This window comes from Methylocystis sp. S23, from assembly GCF_054106005.1.
The window spans coordinates 1,207,061-1,222,082 of record NZ_CM134185.1; the positions used below are offsets into that span (position 1 = coordinate 1,207,061).

Genomic DNA, 15,022 nt, shown 5'->3' on the forward strand with positions numbered 1-15,022 from the left:
CGGGGGCGCGGAGCAATTGGTGGTCGATCAGGCTTTCTCGCGGATAATGGGGCCCGCATTCGCGCTGATCGCGGGAACGGGCGCCGTAAAAGGGGCGACGGAGACGGCGCTCCCCCAATCCGGCGAGACGAATTTCCTAATGGCGACGGCCGCCCTTCTGGGAATCGGCCTCGTCGTGGCGATCATCGCGCTTTTCCGGCTGAACGCGGCCCGTCTCGAGACGACGGCCGCGACCCACAACCTCGCCGAGATGGCGCATCGCCTGAAAGCCGGCGAGACGCCGAGCTGGGCCATGACGGGCGTCGCCGATGTCGACGACATCGCCCGCGCCCTCGAGGAATTCGAACAGAGGCTGCGCCGCAAGCGCGTCTTGCTGACGCGGCTCAATGCGGAGCTGATCCGCGGCGCCGGCATTGGCGGTCCGTCGGTGTTCAACAATCAGCTACGCGCCATCATCGACGCCCTGCCCGTCGGCGTGCTCATCGCCGAAGCGCCGAGCGGCCGGATATTGGAGGGCAATTCGGCGCTGGAAACGATCCGCCGCGGCCCCGTGATCTATTCCGAAGGCGTCGAGGCCTATCGCTATTGGATCGCCGTCCACGAGAATGGCGAGCCGGTTCTCCAAGAGGAATATCCGCTGGCCCGCGCGCTTGCCGGAGAGGAAAGGCCCGTGCTCGAATGCCGCCATCAGCGCGGCGACGGCTCATGGGGCTGGATCAACATCACCGGCGCGCCGATCCGCAACGAACAGGGCGACGTCATGGCGGCGATCGTCGCCGTGACCGACATAGACGAGATCAAGAGCGCCGAGGAGAACCGGCGCGTGATGAACCTCGAACTGCATCACCGCGTGAACAATTCGCTGGCGATGATCCAGGGCATCGCCAACATCACGGCCCGCACGGCGACCGACTTCGCCTGTTTCAGGAACAGCTTCTCCGACCGCATTCAGTGCCTGAGCCGCATCTCCACGCTTCTTGTCAGGAAGTCATGGGCGCAAACGCCGATGAAGGAGCTGGTGACGGCCTCGCTCGCCTGCGACACTGCGAGCCTGCGCGACCGCATCGAGACCTCCGGCGACGATATCGAGCTGCGCTCCGAGGTCGCGCTGGCGCTCGGCATGGCGCTCCATGAGCTCCTCTCCAACGCCGAGCAGCACGGCGCCCTGTCCTCCGAGGACGGGAAGGTTTTCGTCGAGTGGCGGGTGGCGGATAGCGAGGGCCGCAAGCTGCAGATCGAGTGGCGGGAGCAAGGGGGTCCACCCGTCGCTTTCCCCCAGCGCGCGGGCGCCGGTCAATATCTGATGAAAACCGTCCTCACGCGCCAGTTCTGCGGCGACGCCGACATCGCCTTCGACCCCGAAGGCGTTCGCGCCACGATCACCGCCGAGATCTAATCCTCGACGGCTTCCTGCGGCGTCACGCGCAGCGCGGTGACGCGATTGCGGATCTTGCGCATCACTTCGAAGCGGAAGCCGTGATAGGTGAAAACCTGACCCGCTTCCGGAATGGCGCCCGCCTCGTGGATGACGAGGCCGGCGATCGTCGTCGCCTCTTCGTCCGGCAGGCTCCAGGCCATGACGCGGTTCAAATCGCGCACCGGCACGGTGCCGTCGACCAGCACCGAGCCGTCGGGCTGCGGCCGGACGCCCTGCACGGCGAGGTCGTGCTCGTCGCGAATGTCGCCGACGATCTCCTCCAGAATGTCCTCGAGCGTGACGAGTCCCATCACCTCGCCATATTCGTCGACGACCAGCGCGAAATGGGTCTTGCGCTTGAGAAAGGCCTCGAGCTGATCCTCGAGCGTCGTCGCTTCCGGGACGAACCAGGGCGCGTTCATGACGTCATCTATGTCGATCTTAGAGGCGTCGCCGCCCGCCGCGTCGAGCGCGCGCAGCAGATCCTTGGAATGGAGCACGCCGACGAAATTATCGGGCCGCTCGCGCCAGAGCGGCATGCGCGTGAAAGGCGACGACAGCACCTCCCGCACGATCTGCACCGGCGGCAGATCGGCGTCGATCGTGCGCATCTTGGTGCGGTGGATCATCACGTCGGCGACATGCAGCACCTGAAGGTCGAGCACGCCGCCGAACATGTCGCGCGCCGAGCGTTCGACTTCGCCTTCTTCATGCAGAATGTCGACCGCCCCTTTAAGCTCCTCATAGGGCGAGATCATCGTGCGCCCATGGCCGATCTCCACGCCGGCGAGCTTCAGCACCGACCGCACGATCCATTCCACGGCGGCGAGCACCGGGCCGAAGATCGAGACGAAAGGCGTGATGAAACGCGCGACGCGCAGCGACATGGCGTCCGGATGATTGATCGCGAGCGTCTTGGGCAGCACTTCCGCGAAGACGAGCAGCAGCACGGTCATGAGGATGGTGGCGTAGACCGCGCCATTCTCGCCCGCGACCACCGTCAGCACGCTCGTCGTGAAGGCGGAGCCGCCAATATTGACCAAAGTGCTGCCGAGCAGCAGCGCGGCGATCATGCGGTTGCGCTGGCGCAGGAGGCGATTGACGGCGCCGGCGCGCTTGTCGCCCTCCTTTTCCAGCGTATGCATCCGCGCATGGGACGCCGCGGTGAGCGCGGTCTCGGAGCCCGAGAAAAAGGCGGAAAGAAAGACGCAGGCGATGACGACCAGCACGTCCGTCCAGTCGAAACCCGCCCCGCCGCCGGAAGGAAGTCCGTGCATGTCCGTTACGCCCGCGCCAGTTCGTCGTTGAGGAATCCCAGAACTTCCGTCGGCTCCACCGACTTGGCGATGAAGGCTTCGCCGACGCCGCGCATGAGGATGAAGGTGAGGGCGCCGCCCTCGACCTTCTTGTCCTGATACATGGCCTCGAGGATCGCCTGGGCGTCGCCGCGCCATTCGGGGATCTGTCGGATCTCCGTCGGCAGGCCGACGCTCGCGAGATGGCGTGCGACGCGATCGGCGTCCTCCTTCGAGCACAGTCCCAATCGCGCGGAGAAGCGCGCGGCGCAGGCCATGCCGATGGCGACGCCCTCGCCATGGACGAGACGCTCGCTCTCGTAACGGGTGAGCAGCTCGAAAGCGTGGCCGAAAGTATGGCCGAGATTGAGCAGCGCGCGATCGCCCTGCTCCGTCTCGTCGCGCGCGACGATGGTGGCCTTCGTTTCGCAGCTCACCGCCACGGCGCAGATCTGCTCGGCGCGGCTGTGGAAGACGGCCTCGGCGTCGGCCTCGAGCCATTCGAAGAAACGCTTGTCGCCGATGAGGCCGTATTTCACCACCTCGGCATAGCCCGCGCGGAATTCGCGCAGCGGCAGGGTCCGCAGCGCGTCGACGTCGGCGAGCACGAGAGAAGGCTGATGAAAGGCGCCGATGAGATTCTTGCCATAGGCCGAATTGACGCCCGTCTTGCCGCCGACCGAGGAGTCGACCTGCGACAGCAGCGTCGTCGGCATCTGGACGAAACGCGAGCCGCGCCGCAGGCTCGCCGCCACATAGCCGGCGAGATCGCCCACGACGCCGCCGCCAAAGGCGACGATGAGATCGCGCCGCTCGATCTTGGCGGCGAGCGCCTCGTCGCAGACGCGGCCGAAGGTGGCCAGGGACTTGGAGCCTTCGCCGGGCTTCACGACGATCGTCGCGTAGCGGACGCCGGCTTTCCCGAGGCTCTCCTCTAGCGCCGGCAGATGCAGGCGCGCCACATTCTCGTCCGTGACGACGGCGCAGGCCGCGCCGGGCGCGAGCCGCTTGATATGGTCGCCCGCCTCCTCGATCAGGTTGGAGCCGATGAGAATGTCGTAGGAGCGGCCGCCGAGCGCGACGTGGACCGTCTCGCGATGCGTCGCGCCCTGCTCCGTCTGCGCGCGCTCCAGATGCAAATGAGTCATGGCCTTGGTGAAGTCCTTCTTCTGCGCGGCGCGGCGCGTGGCGTTGATGCGCGGCAATTGGGCGGCGAGCGCGTTCAGCGTCTCCTCCACCATCACGTCCTGCGGCTCGTCCCGGGATTCGATCCTGAGGTCGGCGAGCTCATAGACGGGCCGGCGCCGCTCCAGAAGCTGGCGCAGCGTTTCCTCCGGATCGTCGGTATGCAGCAGCGGGCGGTCGTTCTTGCGGCGCACGCGCTTCATCAGCGTTTTGAGATCGGCGTCGAGCCAGATGGAGATGGCGCGCTCGCCGATGCGCTCGCGCGTGCGCGGGTCCATGAAGGCGCCGCCGCCCGTGGCGAGGACGATCTGGCCGCTATTCAGAAGACGCATGATCACGCGGCGCTCGCCGTCGCGGAAATAGCGCTCGCCATATTTGGAGAAGATTTCAGGAATTGTCATGCCGGCGGCGGCCGCGACGATCTCGGCGTCGGCGTCGACGAAGGGCAGGCCGATGCGGGCGGCGAGGCGCTGGCCGATGGCGCTTTTCCCCGAGCCCATCATCCCGACGAAGACGAGCGCGCGCCCGCCCAATCCGGCGCGGATGGCGGCAATGCGCTCGTCGCCGCCGCCGGACGGAGGCGTCGGCGCCGCGCCAAGGGTCTGGGTTCGAGTCATGGGGCCAATCTATACTGAGGCGGTCCCGAATTCAGCCCCTCTCCGCGGCGCGCGCGAGAAAGGCCGACATGAAAGCCGGCAGACGCGGATCGTCATGGACGCCGGGGGCGATCATGTGAACGTCGGAGAGCTCGGGCTCGGCCTCCTGGGCGAGGAAATCGCGGACCCGCATCCGCAGCGCCGCCGCGGGCGCGGGCCAGTCGATGCGCTTGATGCAGGCGACGCGCTGGCCGTCGAAGATCACGGTCCAGCCCCGCGCCGCGACGCCTTCCTCGGCGGGCAAGCCCGCCTCCTCGCGCAATTCGCGCGCGAGGCTGCCCGGGAGATCGACGAGGCCGCCCTCGACCACGTCGTTGGGATCGGGCGTGCCGCCCGGAAAGTAGCGCTGGCCGGCGGCGGAATGACCGGGCCCCATCTCGCCGACGAGATAGGCGCCGTCGCTCGCGCGAACGGCCGGCATGGCGAAGCAATTGAACACGCTTCGGTCCGGCCAGCCGAGATCGCGCCAGCCGAGGAAACGGGAGAAGCGGGTCTCGAAGGCGTCGAGCGCCAGCACGCGCGCCCCGCCTTCCATGCCGATCTCGGCGCGGCAGGCGAGCAGGACCGGCCCGTCGTAAAGCGCGGGGTTGCGCGCGAGGCGCTCGGCCCAGTTCCGGTCGAGCGTCGCGGCTTCGGCCTCCGCGAAGGCCCAGCGATGCGCGACGAGGCGGCAATCGAGACGATCGACCTCGACAATGCTTGGATCCAAGCTCACAGCAGCCTTCCCTCGGCCACGCGCACGGCCTGGCCGCCAATGGCGACGCGCGCCAGCGCCGCCTTCTCGACCGTCATTCGCAAGGTGATGCGCGACGGACGACCCATCGCGTAGCCCTGTTCGATGAATAATTCATGCTCGCCGTCGCTGGGCCGCTCGAAGCGGAGCGCGACCGCGGCGAAGGCCGCCGCGGCCGAGCCGGTCGCCGGGTCCTCGTCTATGCCGAGCCCGTTTGCGAGCATTCTGGCGCTGACCGCGCTTGCGGGATCGACCGTCTCCCTTGTGTAGAGGAAGACGCCGGCCGCCGCGCCGGCGACGGCGGAAAATTGCGGGGCGCGGCGCGCGCGGTCCAGCGCCGCGCGCGAGGCGACCGGCGCAAAGACGAAAGCCGGCCCCGCCGCATGGCGCGTCGGGAGATGGGCGCCGAAGCCGATTTCCTCCGGCGCGAGAGAAAGGGCCTCGGCGAGCGCCCGCGGCGGCGGCGCGCCCTCCAGGGTCGTGGGCGTTCCCGGCAATGTCAGCTCGGCATAGGCGACGCCGCCGCTTCCGCGCAGCGCCTCGCAATGGATGAGGCCGAGCGCGCATTCCAGCGCGACGGCCACGCCATGGCGGGACAAGAGATCGCGCGCCCGCGTTTCCGCGAGAAGCGCCGCCGCCCCGATCGTCGGATGGCCCGCAAAGGGCAATTCCGCCGCGGGCGTGAAAATCCGCATGCGCGCGCTATGGACCGGATCGCGCGGCTCCAGCAGAAAGACCGTCTCGCTCAGATTGAACTCGCGCGCGACCGCCTGCATCTGGGCGTCGCTCAATGCGTCGGCGCCCTCCACCACCGCGAGCGGATTGCCCGTGAATCGGCGATCCGTGAAGACGTCGAGAAGATGGTAGGTCAGGCCGAGCGGCATGTCGGGGCGTCAATCCTGCATCTGCAGGAGCGCGACGCTGTCGCGAAACTCGACGAGCTCGACGATCAGCCCGTCCTCGAAGCGCATGAAATCGGCGAGCTCGACAATGCCGCGGCGGCCCGTGCCGCGATGACGCCATTCCACCGTGCGGCGCGTCGCTCCCGAGCCGCCGTCGATCACCATTTCGGGCGTCGCGCAGCCCACCTGCTCGAAATCGACGGCGACGGATCGAACGATGCTGGCGAGCGCGTCGATGCCGCGATGGCGGCCGGCATGGGAAATGGCCTGGCGGTCGCCGACAAATTCGCAGACGACGTCGGGAGAGCAGTATTTGCGGAAGAGCTCGATATCCGGCCCCTCGCGCGAGAAGCTGCCGAGCGTCATCATGCGTCGCGCCATCTCCTCGCGGCTGAGGCCGGGATGGGGCGGATTCAGCATCTCCTCGAAACTCCTGGGCGTCTCATCGGTCACGCGCCGCTGCGCATGATGGTCGAGGAACTCGTGCATCTCCGAGACGCGGTCCTTCCGCCAGCGGAGGAAATGCGCCATGTCCATACAATAGACCTGCCCGGTGGCGCGGCGGCGCCAGTGGCTTGTCCACCGCACCGCCGCTCGGTCGCCCTCGACGAGGACGTCCTTCACCTCCGCGTCGAGCGGCTCATATTCGATGTCGGTCCGCCGCAGATGATCGCGCAGGGCCTGGGAGCCGCGCCATTGGCCTGCCGGGAACACGCCGACCCTGCCATTGTAGCTGAGCTCGACATCCTCCGTGAAGAGCTTCAGCGTCGCCGGAACGTCCCCGGACATGCGAACCCTGATGAGCTCGTGTACGCGCCGGCGCGTTTCGCTTTCGGCGGCCCGCCTCGGCCTCCCGTCCATCCCGTGCATTTGCCCTCGTCGCCCGCGCGATCCGCCGCTCGCCCGCCGCCAGCGTCGGCGGCGCGGAGACTCTCTCAATATTTCCGATCATTATGCCCGCTCGGGCCGTCGCTTGTCGACCGCTTCCTGGCCGGCCCTGCCGCGCGCCAATGCGGCGCGGCCATGAACAGATTTGTTTTGGAAGGAATTTCTCAGCCGCCCATGAGAGCCAGCGACACGGTGTCGCGAAATTCGATGAACTCGACGATCAAGCCCTTCTCGAACCGCACGAAATCCGCAAGCTCGGAAACGCCGGCCCGGCCTGTCCCGCGATGTCTCCAATGCACCCGGCGGCGGCCCGCCACCCGCATATCCTCGATCATCATCTCGGACAGGGCGAAATCCCGCTGCTCGAAATCGACATTAACGGCGCGAATGACGCCCAGCATCGCCTCGAAACCGACATGCCGCCCCGCATAGGGCAGCCGCGCGCGGTCGCCGACGAATTCGCAGACAATATTGGGCGAGCACCATTTTCTCAGCAGCTCGAAATCCGGGCCCTGGTCGTGGCCGGCAAGCTGCCGAGCGCGCAGCTCCATTTCCTCGCGGCTCAATTCCGGCGCGCCCGGCGCGAGCAGGCTTTCCAGGCTGGGGACCGAAGCGTAGGACGACGCCGACTTGCACTGCGCGTCGAAGAATTCATGCATCTCGACGACGAGCCCGTTATCCCAGCGCAGGAAATGGGCGGCGTCGATCGGGTAGACCTTGCTCGTCGCGTGCCGCCGCCAATTGCCGCGCCAGCGCACCGCCGCGCGGTCATTGTCGATCAGAATGTCGAGAATCTCATGTTCGAGCGGGAAGTAATTTTCGTCCGTACGGCGGAAGAGATCGCGCAAAGCAGGCGCGCCGGACCAGATATTGGGTCCGATGATTCCTTCCCGCCAAGCGTTGCAATTGACGACGACGCGGGGATCCACATAGCTTTCGAAGCGATCGTACTGCCTGCGCATCCGGCAGTCGAGCATTTCAGCGATGAGACGACGCTTATCCACGGCGGTCAGCCGAACCGTACGGTTGCCCCCACCGTGCATGTTCCCACCCCTTCATGCGCTCCCTGCCCTGCGCGCGGCCCCGCCCGGCCGCACGCAGGCCGCTAGTTGAAACTTAGTTGCGCTCCTTGTCCACGAGCTTGTTCTTGCCGATCCAAGGCATCATGGCGCGCAGCCGGGCGCCCACTTCTTCGATCGGATGCGCGGCGTTGCGCGCGCGCGTCGCCTTGAAGGAGGTCTGGTTGACCTTGTTCTCCAGCATCCAGTCGCGGGTGAACTTGCCCGATTGAATATCCTCCAGAACGCGCTTCATCTCGGCCTTGGTCGCCGGGGTGACGATGCGCGGACCCGTGACATACTCGCCATATTCGGCCGTGTTGGAAACCGAATAATTCATGTTGGCGATGCCGCCCTCATAGATAAGGTCGACGATCAGCTTCACCTCGTGCAGGCACTCGAAATAAGCCATCTCCGGCGCGTAGCCGGCTTCGACCAGCGTCTCGAAGCCGTTGCGGATCAGCTCGACGAGGCCGCCGCAGAGCACGACCTGCTCGCCGAAGAGATCGGTCTCGCATTCCTCGCGGAAGGTCGTCTCGATAATGCCGGCCCTGCCGCCGCCAATGGCGGAGGCGTAGGAGAGCGCGATGTCCTTGGCGTTGCCGGAAGCGTCCTGATGCACGGCGACGAGGCAGGGCACGCCGCCGCCCTTGAGATATTCGCCGCGAACCGTATGGCCCGGCCCCTTGGGCGCGACCATCATCACGTCGAGATCCTTGCGCGGCTCGATGAGGTTGAAGTGGATATTGAGGCCGTGGGCGAAGAAGAGGGCCGCGCCCTGCTTCAGATTCGGCGCGAGCTCATTGGCGTAGATCTCGCCCTGCAGCTCGTCGGGCGTCAGCATCATGACGACGTCGGCCCATTTGGCGGCTTCCGGAACCGTCATGACCTTGAGGCCCGCGCCCTCGGCCTTGGCGGCGGAGGACGAGCCGGAACGCAGGCCGACCGCCACTTCCGGAACGCCCGATTCCTTCAGGTTCAGGGCGTGAGCGAAGCCCTGGCTGCCATAGCCGATAATGGCGACCTTCTTGCCCTTGATCAAATTGATGTCGGCGTCCCGATCGTAGTAAACGCGCATTTCCTGTCGTTCCCTGATTGCTTGGTGTTTTGGCGGATGACGGGACCGCCCGCACAACGTCATGAATTTCGCGCGCCCTTTTACGCGGCGCGGCCGCCGAGGTCAAAGGCCGCCATGACACGGAATAAGGCGGCGGGCCCTCCGGGCGAAGGACGCGACGGGGCCCTTCAGGGCCGCCGAGCGATCAGATCGGGTCGGGCCCCCGGGAAATGGCCGCGACGCCGGTGCGCGAGACCTCGACAAGGCCGATGGGCCGCATCAGGTCGACAAATTCGTCGATCTTGTCCGGGCGGCCGGTCAGCTCGAAGATGAAGCTCTCGGTCGTGGCGTCGACGATGCGGGCGCGAAAGGCTTCCGCGAGCTGCAGCGCGTCGTTGCGATTGTCGCCGCGTCCGCGAACCTTGACCATCGCCAATTCGCGCTCGAGCGAGCGCTTGGCGATGGTGAGGTCCGTCACCTGCCGCACCGGCACGATGCGCTCGAGCTGATGATGGATCTGCTCGATGGTCTCCGGCGCGCCCGAGGTCACGATGGTGATGCGCGAACGGTGTTCGGCATGCGCCACCTCGGCGACGGTGAGGCTCTCAATATTGTAGCCGCGCCCGGAGAACAGCCCGACGACGCGCGCCAGCACGCCCGGCTCGTTGTCGACGAGGACCGACAGCGTGTGCGACTCGACCTTGCCGTCGCGCGTCGAGGCGGAATAGGGAGAGGGCGGCGTGGCGGGAGCGTTCATTTTCATCCTTTGGACTTTTCTCCCTCTCCCCACCTGTGGGGAGAGGGCTGGGGTGAGGGGCAAGGCCAAATCGACTGCGAAGCGGCTTTGCCCCTCACCCCGACCCTCTCCCCGTAAACGGGGAGAGGGAGAATCACACCAGCATCTTTCCCTTTTCGTCGATGATGGCGCCGATGTCGACGCCCGCGTCGTCCGAGAGATCGGCGAGCAGCATGTCGTTATGCGCCTTGCCGGAGGGAATCATCGGGAAGCAGTTCTCGACCTTGTCGACGAGGCAGTCGAAGATCACCGGGCCGTCATAATCGAGCATTTCCTGGATCGCGGCGTCGAGGTCCTTGGGGTCGGAGCAGCGGACGCCCTTGGCGCCGAAGGCCTCCGCGAGCTTCACGAAATCGGGCAGCGCCTCCGAATAGCTGTGCGAATAGCGCCCGCCATGCAGCAATTCCTGCCACTGGCGCACCATGCCCATATATTCGTTATTGAGGATGAAGATCTTCACCGGCAGGCGATACTGGATCGCCGTCGACATTTCCTGAATGTTCATCAGGATCGACGCTTCGCCTGCAATGTCGATGACGAGCGCGCTCGGATGCGCGAGCTGCGCGCCGATCGCCGCCGGCAGGCCGTAGCCCATCGTGCCGAGCCCGCCCGAGGTCATCCAGCGGTTCGGCTCCTCGAAATGATAATGCTGCGCGGCCCACATCTGATGCTGGCCGACCTCGGTCGTGACGTAGACGTCGCGATCCTTGGTCAGCGCATAGAGCCGCTGCACGGCGTATTGCGGCTTGATCGTCGCGTCCGAATTGCGGAAGGCGAGCGACTTCTTGGCGCGCCATTCGTCGATCTGCGCCCACCAATGGTCGAGCGGCTGCTTGTCGGCGTGCATCGCCTCGGCGCGCCATGTGCGCACAATCGCTTCGAGCACATGCGCGCAGTCGCCGACGATTGCGAGATCGACCTTGACGTTCTTGTTGATCGAGGAACGGTCGATGTCGATATGGATCTTCTTCGAGCCCGGCGAGAAGGCGTCGAGGCGCCCCGTGATGCGGTCGTCGAAACGCGCGCCCACCGCGATCATGAGATCGCAGTCATGCATGGCGTTGTTCGCCTCATAGGTGCCGTGCATGCCGAGCATGCCGAGCCAGTTCTGGCCGGAGCCCGGATAGGCGCCGAGCCCCATCAGCGTCGAAGTGATGGGGAAGCCGGTGAGGCTCACGAGCTCGCGCAGCAGCGCCGAGGCCGAGGGGCCGGAATTGACGACGCCGCCGCCCGTATAGAAGATCGGGCGCTTGGCGGCGGCCATCATCTTCACGGCCTCGCGGATCGACTCCAGATCGGCGTCGAGCCTGGGCTGATAGGTTTTGTGCTGCGCGCCGCGCGGCGGCGCATAGGTCCCGCGCGCGAATTGCACGTCCTTGGGAATGTCGATGACGACCGGACCGGGACGGCCGGAGGTCGCGACATAGAAGGCCTCATGCAGCACGCGCGGCAGATCCTCGACGCTCTTCACGAGGTAATTGTGCTTGGTGCAGTGGCGGGTGATGCCGACCGTGTCGCATTCCTGGAAGGCGTCCGAGCCGATGAGATGAGTCGGCACCTGTCCGGTGATGCAGACCAGCGGGATCGAATCCATCAGGGCGTCGGTGAGGCCGGTGATGGTGTTGGTCGCGCCGGGGCCGGAGGTGACGAGCAGCACGCCCGCCTTGCCCGACGAGCGGGCGTAGCCTTCGGCCGCATGGGCCGCCCCCTGCTCGTGGCGCACGAGAATGTGCCGCACCTTCTCCTGATGGAAGAGCACGTCATAGATCGGAAGGACCGCGCCGCCGGGATAGCCGAAGAGAATCTCGACGCCCTGATCCTTCAGGGCTTCGACCACCATTTCCGCGCCGGTCATTTCCTTCGACATGGTCATTTCCGTTCTTCATTCCTGCGGGCAACAAAAAAGGCCCTCTCGGGGCCCTGGGTCAAGCGCCATTGGCGGAATGCGGGCCTATTCCCGCTCCGTCTCCGGCGCCAAATCTACTACGAGAAGACCGCGCATCGCGCCCCGCTTATTCTTGACGCCGCCGACGTTACGGGACGCGCGGGAGAGAATCAAGGGAGGATGCGTCGCCCGGGCAGCGCCGCCTCCGTCATTGTGAGCGGAGCGAAGCAATGACGGCCGGGTTACGCCCCTTCCGCCGCCAGCACCTTCCGCACCGCCGGGTCCCCCGCCATCATGTCGTGATGGGCGCGCACCGAGGGAAACTCGGAGAGCCCGTCGTCGAACATGGTCTGCGCCCAGCGCGCCATGGGGAAGACATAGGCGTCGAGATAGCTGCGCTTCTCGCCCAGGAAGAAGCGCCGCCCGGCGAGATGCGCCTCGACCAGCGCGAATTTCTTATGCGCCAGCGCCTTGGCGGCCTCGCGAATGTCGTCGAAGGCCTCCTTCTCCCTCGCCCGGGTATAGCGGTTCGGGACGAAGAGCGGAAAGAAGGCCGGGTGCAGGTCGCCGGTGATGAAGAAGCTCCAGCGGTCGGCCTCGGCCTCCTCGCGCGCCGAGCCCTGCACGGCGAGGCCCGCCCGCGGATAGCGTTTGGCGAGATAGCGCAGGATCGCGGCGTCCTGTGTGAGAATCCACCCCTCGCCGTCGTCGAGGGCGGGCACCGCCCCGGCGGGATTGATCCTGAGATAGTCCTTGTCCCCGAACTCGACTTCCTTGGTCGCGTAGGGCTCGCCGATCCATTCGAGAACGATATGGGCGGCGAGCGAGCAGGCGCCGGGGTGATAGTAAAGCGTAAGCATGGCGAGGCTCCCGTGGCGGACGCCTCGCGATAATTAGAGGCCCGTTAGAGCCCTTCCGCCGAAAGCGCGGCTTTGGCGCCCGCGTCCGCCGCGAGGCGGTCGTGATGGGCGCGGATATTCGCGAAGGCGTCGAGTCCGTCGGGCAGCGCGGCGGCGGCCCAGCGCTCCATGGGGAAGGCGTAAGCGTCGATATAGGACCTGGACTCGCCGACGATGAAGCTGCGGTCGGAAAGCTGCGCGTCGAGCAGTTCGAGCTTTCTGCGCACAAGCTTCACAGCCGCTTTCTTCGTCGATTCATAAGCCTCCGTTCCGGTCGTCATGGTGTAGCGGGCGGGCGCGAACCAGGGAAAGAAAGCCGGATGGAGGTCGCCCGTAAGGAAATGCGACCAGCGGTCGATCTCCGCCTTCTCCCGCAGCGAATCGCCGCCTGAAAGCTTCGCCTCGGGAAAGCGGCGCGCAAGATAGGCGAGGATCGCCCCCGCCTGCGTCAGCGTCCAGCCCTCACCCGTGTCGAGGGCGGGCACGGCGCCCGCCGGATTGACCTTGAGATAGTCTGGATCGCCGAAGGTCACGCGCGCCGTTTCATAGGGCGCGCCGATCCATTCGAGAACGATATGGGGCGCGAGCGAACAGGCGCCGGGGGAATAGAAAAGCTTGATCACGGAGGGGCTCCCGGGTCGGAAACAGCCTATATCTAGGGCGTCGCCCTGGCCTTTGCGACCGCCGCCGCCATCACCCCCTGCACCGCCCCGTCCAGCACCGTCGCCGGGTCCGCCGTCTTCGCCGGATCGAAATGACCCGAGATCGTCAGCATCGCGACGCCATGGGCCAGCGCCCAGATTTGCAGCGCCACATGGCGCGCGCCCTGCGCCGGGGCCTGCGCCTGTTGCAGCCAGGCGACGACCGCCCGCCACAATATTTCCAGCGCATGGTCGGCGGCGCCGCCGGCGCCCGGATCGGCGAGCGTCGCGGCCTGGCCGAACATGGCGGCGTAGAGGCCCGGCTCCTCGCGGGCGAATTTCAGATAGGCGGCGCACATGGCGGCCATGGCGGTTTTGGCGTCCGGGCGGCCCTCGTCCCAGGCGGCCTCGATCCGCGCGCCGAAGGTCTCGAAGCCCTGCCGCGCGATTTCCGCGAGCAGCGCGTCGCGGCCGGAAAAATGCCGGTAGGGCGCGGCGGGGGTGACGCCCGCGCGGCGGGCGGCTTCCGTCAATGTGAGGGCGGAAGGGCCGCCCTCGGCCAATATCTCGATTCCCGCGTCGACCAGCGCCTGCCTGAGCGAACCGTGATGATAGCGGCGTTTTACGTGCATCGGGTTCGCTCAGGGCGCGCTGCGCTCATTCACGCCGCCGGGCGTGAGCTCGTCCCTCCCCTTTACGGGGAGGGTGGACCAGCGAAGCTGGGCCGGGTGGGGTATAGCCCCCACCCACCATGGTCGTCGCGGCGCGCGAACCTCACCCGGCGGTTTGCGTCCCCGTAAAGGGGAAGTATTGGGGGATCGCCACGCCAAGCGGCGAGCGACCCGAGAACTCACCCCGCGAGCTTCGCCATCAGCGCGTCGGAGATTTCGAAGTTGGCGTAGACGTTCTGCACGTCGTCATTGTCCTCGAGCGCGCCGACGAGCTTCAGGATCTTCTCGCCCGCCTCGTCGTCGACCTTGATCGCGTTTTGCGGCCGCCAGACGAGGGCGGCCTTTTTCGAATCGCCGAACTTCTCTTCAAGCGCCTTGGCGACGTCGCGCAGGCTCTCGACCGAAGTGATGATCTCATGGCTCTCATCGGTCGAGGAGACGTCGTCGGCGCCCGCCTCGATCGCGGCCTCCATCATCGCGTCCTCGGACGCAACCTTCCTGTCGAATTCGATGAGGCCGACGCGGTCGAACATGAAGGAGACGGCGCCCGTTTCCGCGAGCGAGCCGCCCGCCTTGGTGAAATAGGAGCGCACCTCGCCCGCCGTGCGGTTGCGATTGTCGGTCAGCGCCTCGATGATGACGGCGACGCCGCCCGGCGCGTAGCCCTCATAGCGCACCTCGTCGTAATTCTCCGAATCGGCGCCCGAGGCCTTCTTGATGGCGCGGTCGATATTGTCCTTCGGCATGTTCTCGGCCTTGGCGGCGAGAACGGCGGCGCGCAGGCGGGCGTTCATGTTGGGATCGGGCAGGCCCGCTTTGGCGGCGACGGTGATTTCGCGGGCCAGCTTGGAGAAGAGCTTGGAGCGGATCGCGTCCTGCTTGCCCTTCTTATGCATAATGTTCTTGAACTGACTATGCCCGGCCATCGTTCTTCGCCCT

14 protein-coding genes are annotated in these 15,022 nt (G+C 66.4%); 1 reads left to right on the forward strand and 13 read right to left on the reverse strand.

The window, feature by feature from the left end:
• The first annotated feature begins 19 nt into the window (after positions 1-19).
• Entirely contained in the window at positions 20-1,396 is a 1,377-nt protein-coding gene (locus tag ACV7JP_RS06155) for an HWE histidine kinase domain-containing protein (RefSeq protein WP_457798340.1), read from the forward strand.
• On the opposite strand, the gene ACV7JP_RS06160 is transcribed toward ACV7JP_RS06155, so the two are convergent.
• The 13 genes from ACV7JP_RS06160 to ACV7JP_RS06220 form a co-directional block, all read right to left on the reverse strand.
• A complete protein-coding gene (locus ACV7JP_RS06160; protein ID WP_457798341.1) occupies positions 1,393-2,694 on the reverse strand; it encodes an HlyC/CorC family transporter in 1,302 nt (433 codons plus the stop codon). The genes ACV7JP_RS06155 and ACV7JP_RS06160 overlap by 4 nt on opposite strands.
• A gap of 5 nt (positions 2,695-2,699) precedes the next feature.
• A complete protein-coding gene (gene aroB / locus ACV7JP_RS06165) occupies positions 2,700-4,514 on the reverse strand; it encodes a 3-dehydroquinate synthase (RefSeq protein ID WP_457798342.1) in 1,815 nt (604 codons plus the stop codon).
• Positions 4,515-4,545: 31 nt separating this feature from the next.
• Complete coding sequence (locus ACV7JP_RS06170) at positions 4,546-5,268, reverse strand: NUDIX hydrolase (RefSeq protein WP_457798343.1); 723 nt, start codon at positions 5,266-5,268, stop codon at positions 4,546-4,548.
• Complete coding sequence (locus tag ACV7JP_RS06175) at positions 5,265-6,170, reverse strand: PhzF family phenazine biosynthesis protein (protein ID WP_457798344.1); 906 nt, start codon at positions 6,168-6,170, stop codon at positions 5,265-5,267. The genes ACV7JP_RS06170 and ACV7JP_RS06175 overlap by 4 nt, the downstream gene beginning before the upstream one ends.
• Before the next feature lie 9 nt (positions 6,171-6,179).
• Entirely contained in the window at positions 6,180-7,058 is an 879-nt protein-coding gene (locus ACV7JP_RS06180; RefSeq protein ID WP_457798345.1) for a nuclear transport factor 2 family protein, read from the reverse strand.
• 182 nt (positions 7,059-7,240) lie between these two features.
• Positions 7,241-8,080, reverse strand: a complete 840-nt coding sequence (locus ACV7JP_RS06185; RefSeq protein WP_457798346.1) for a nuclear transport factor 2 family protein — start codon at positions 8,078-8,080, stop codon at positions 7,241-7,243.
• 112 nt (positions 8,081-8,192) lie between these two features.
• Positions 8,193-9,212 (reverse strand): ketol-acid reductoisomerase, encoded by a 1,020-nt coding sequence (ilvC, locus tag ACV7JP_RS06190; protein ID WP_457798347.1) that lies wholly within the window; start codon positions 9,210-9,212, stop codon positions 8,193-8,195.
• Positions 9,213-9,396: 184 nt separating this feature from the next.
• Complete coding sequence (ilvN, locus tag ACV7JP_RS06195) at positions 9,397-9,948, reverse strand: acetolactate synthase small subunit (protein ID WP_457798348.1); 552 nt, start codon at positions 9,946-9,948, stop codon at positions 9,397-9,399.
• 133 nt (positions 9,949-10,081) lie between these two features.
• Positions 10,082-11,854, reverse strand: a complete 1,773-nt coding sequence (locus tag ACV7JP_RS06200; protein ID WP_457798349.1) for an acetolactate synthase 3 large subunit — start codon at positions 11,852-11,854, stop codon at positions 10,082-10,084.
• Positions 11,855-12,114: 260 nt separating this feature from the next.
• Positions 12,115-12,732 carry a glutathione S-transferase family protein gene (locus tag ACV7JP_RS06205; protein ID WP_457798350.1) on the reverse strand — a complete coding sequence of 206 codons (618 nt, stop codon included), beginning with the start codon at positions 12,730-12,732 and terminating at the stop codon, positions 12,115-12,117.
• Positions 12,733-12,776: 44 nt separating this feature from the next.
• Positions 12,777-13,394, reverse strand: coding sequence for a glutathione S-transferase family protein (locus ACV7JP_RS06210; protein WP_457798351.1), 618 nt, complete (start codon positions 13,392-13,394; stop codon positions 12,777-12,779).
• A gap of 32 nt (positions 13,395-13,426) precedes the next feature.
• On the reverse strand, positions 13,427-14,044 hold the full coding sequence (locus ACV7JP_RS06215) for a TetR/AcrR family transcriptional regulator (protein WP_457798352.1): 618 nt from the start codon (positions 14,042-14,044) through the stop codon (positions 13,427-13,429).
• 218 nt (positions 14,045-14,262) lie between these two features.
• A complete protein-coding gene (locus ACV7JP_RS06220) occupies positions 14,263-15,009 on the reverse strand; it encodes a YebC/PmpR family DNA-binding transcriptional regulator (RefSeq protein ID WP_457798353.1) in 747 nt (248 codons plus the stop codon).
• Between the last annotated feature and the right edge of the window lie 13 nt (positions 15,010-15,022).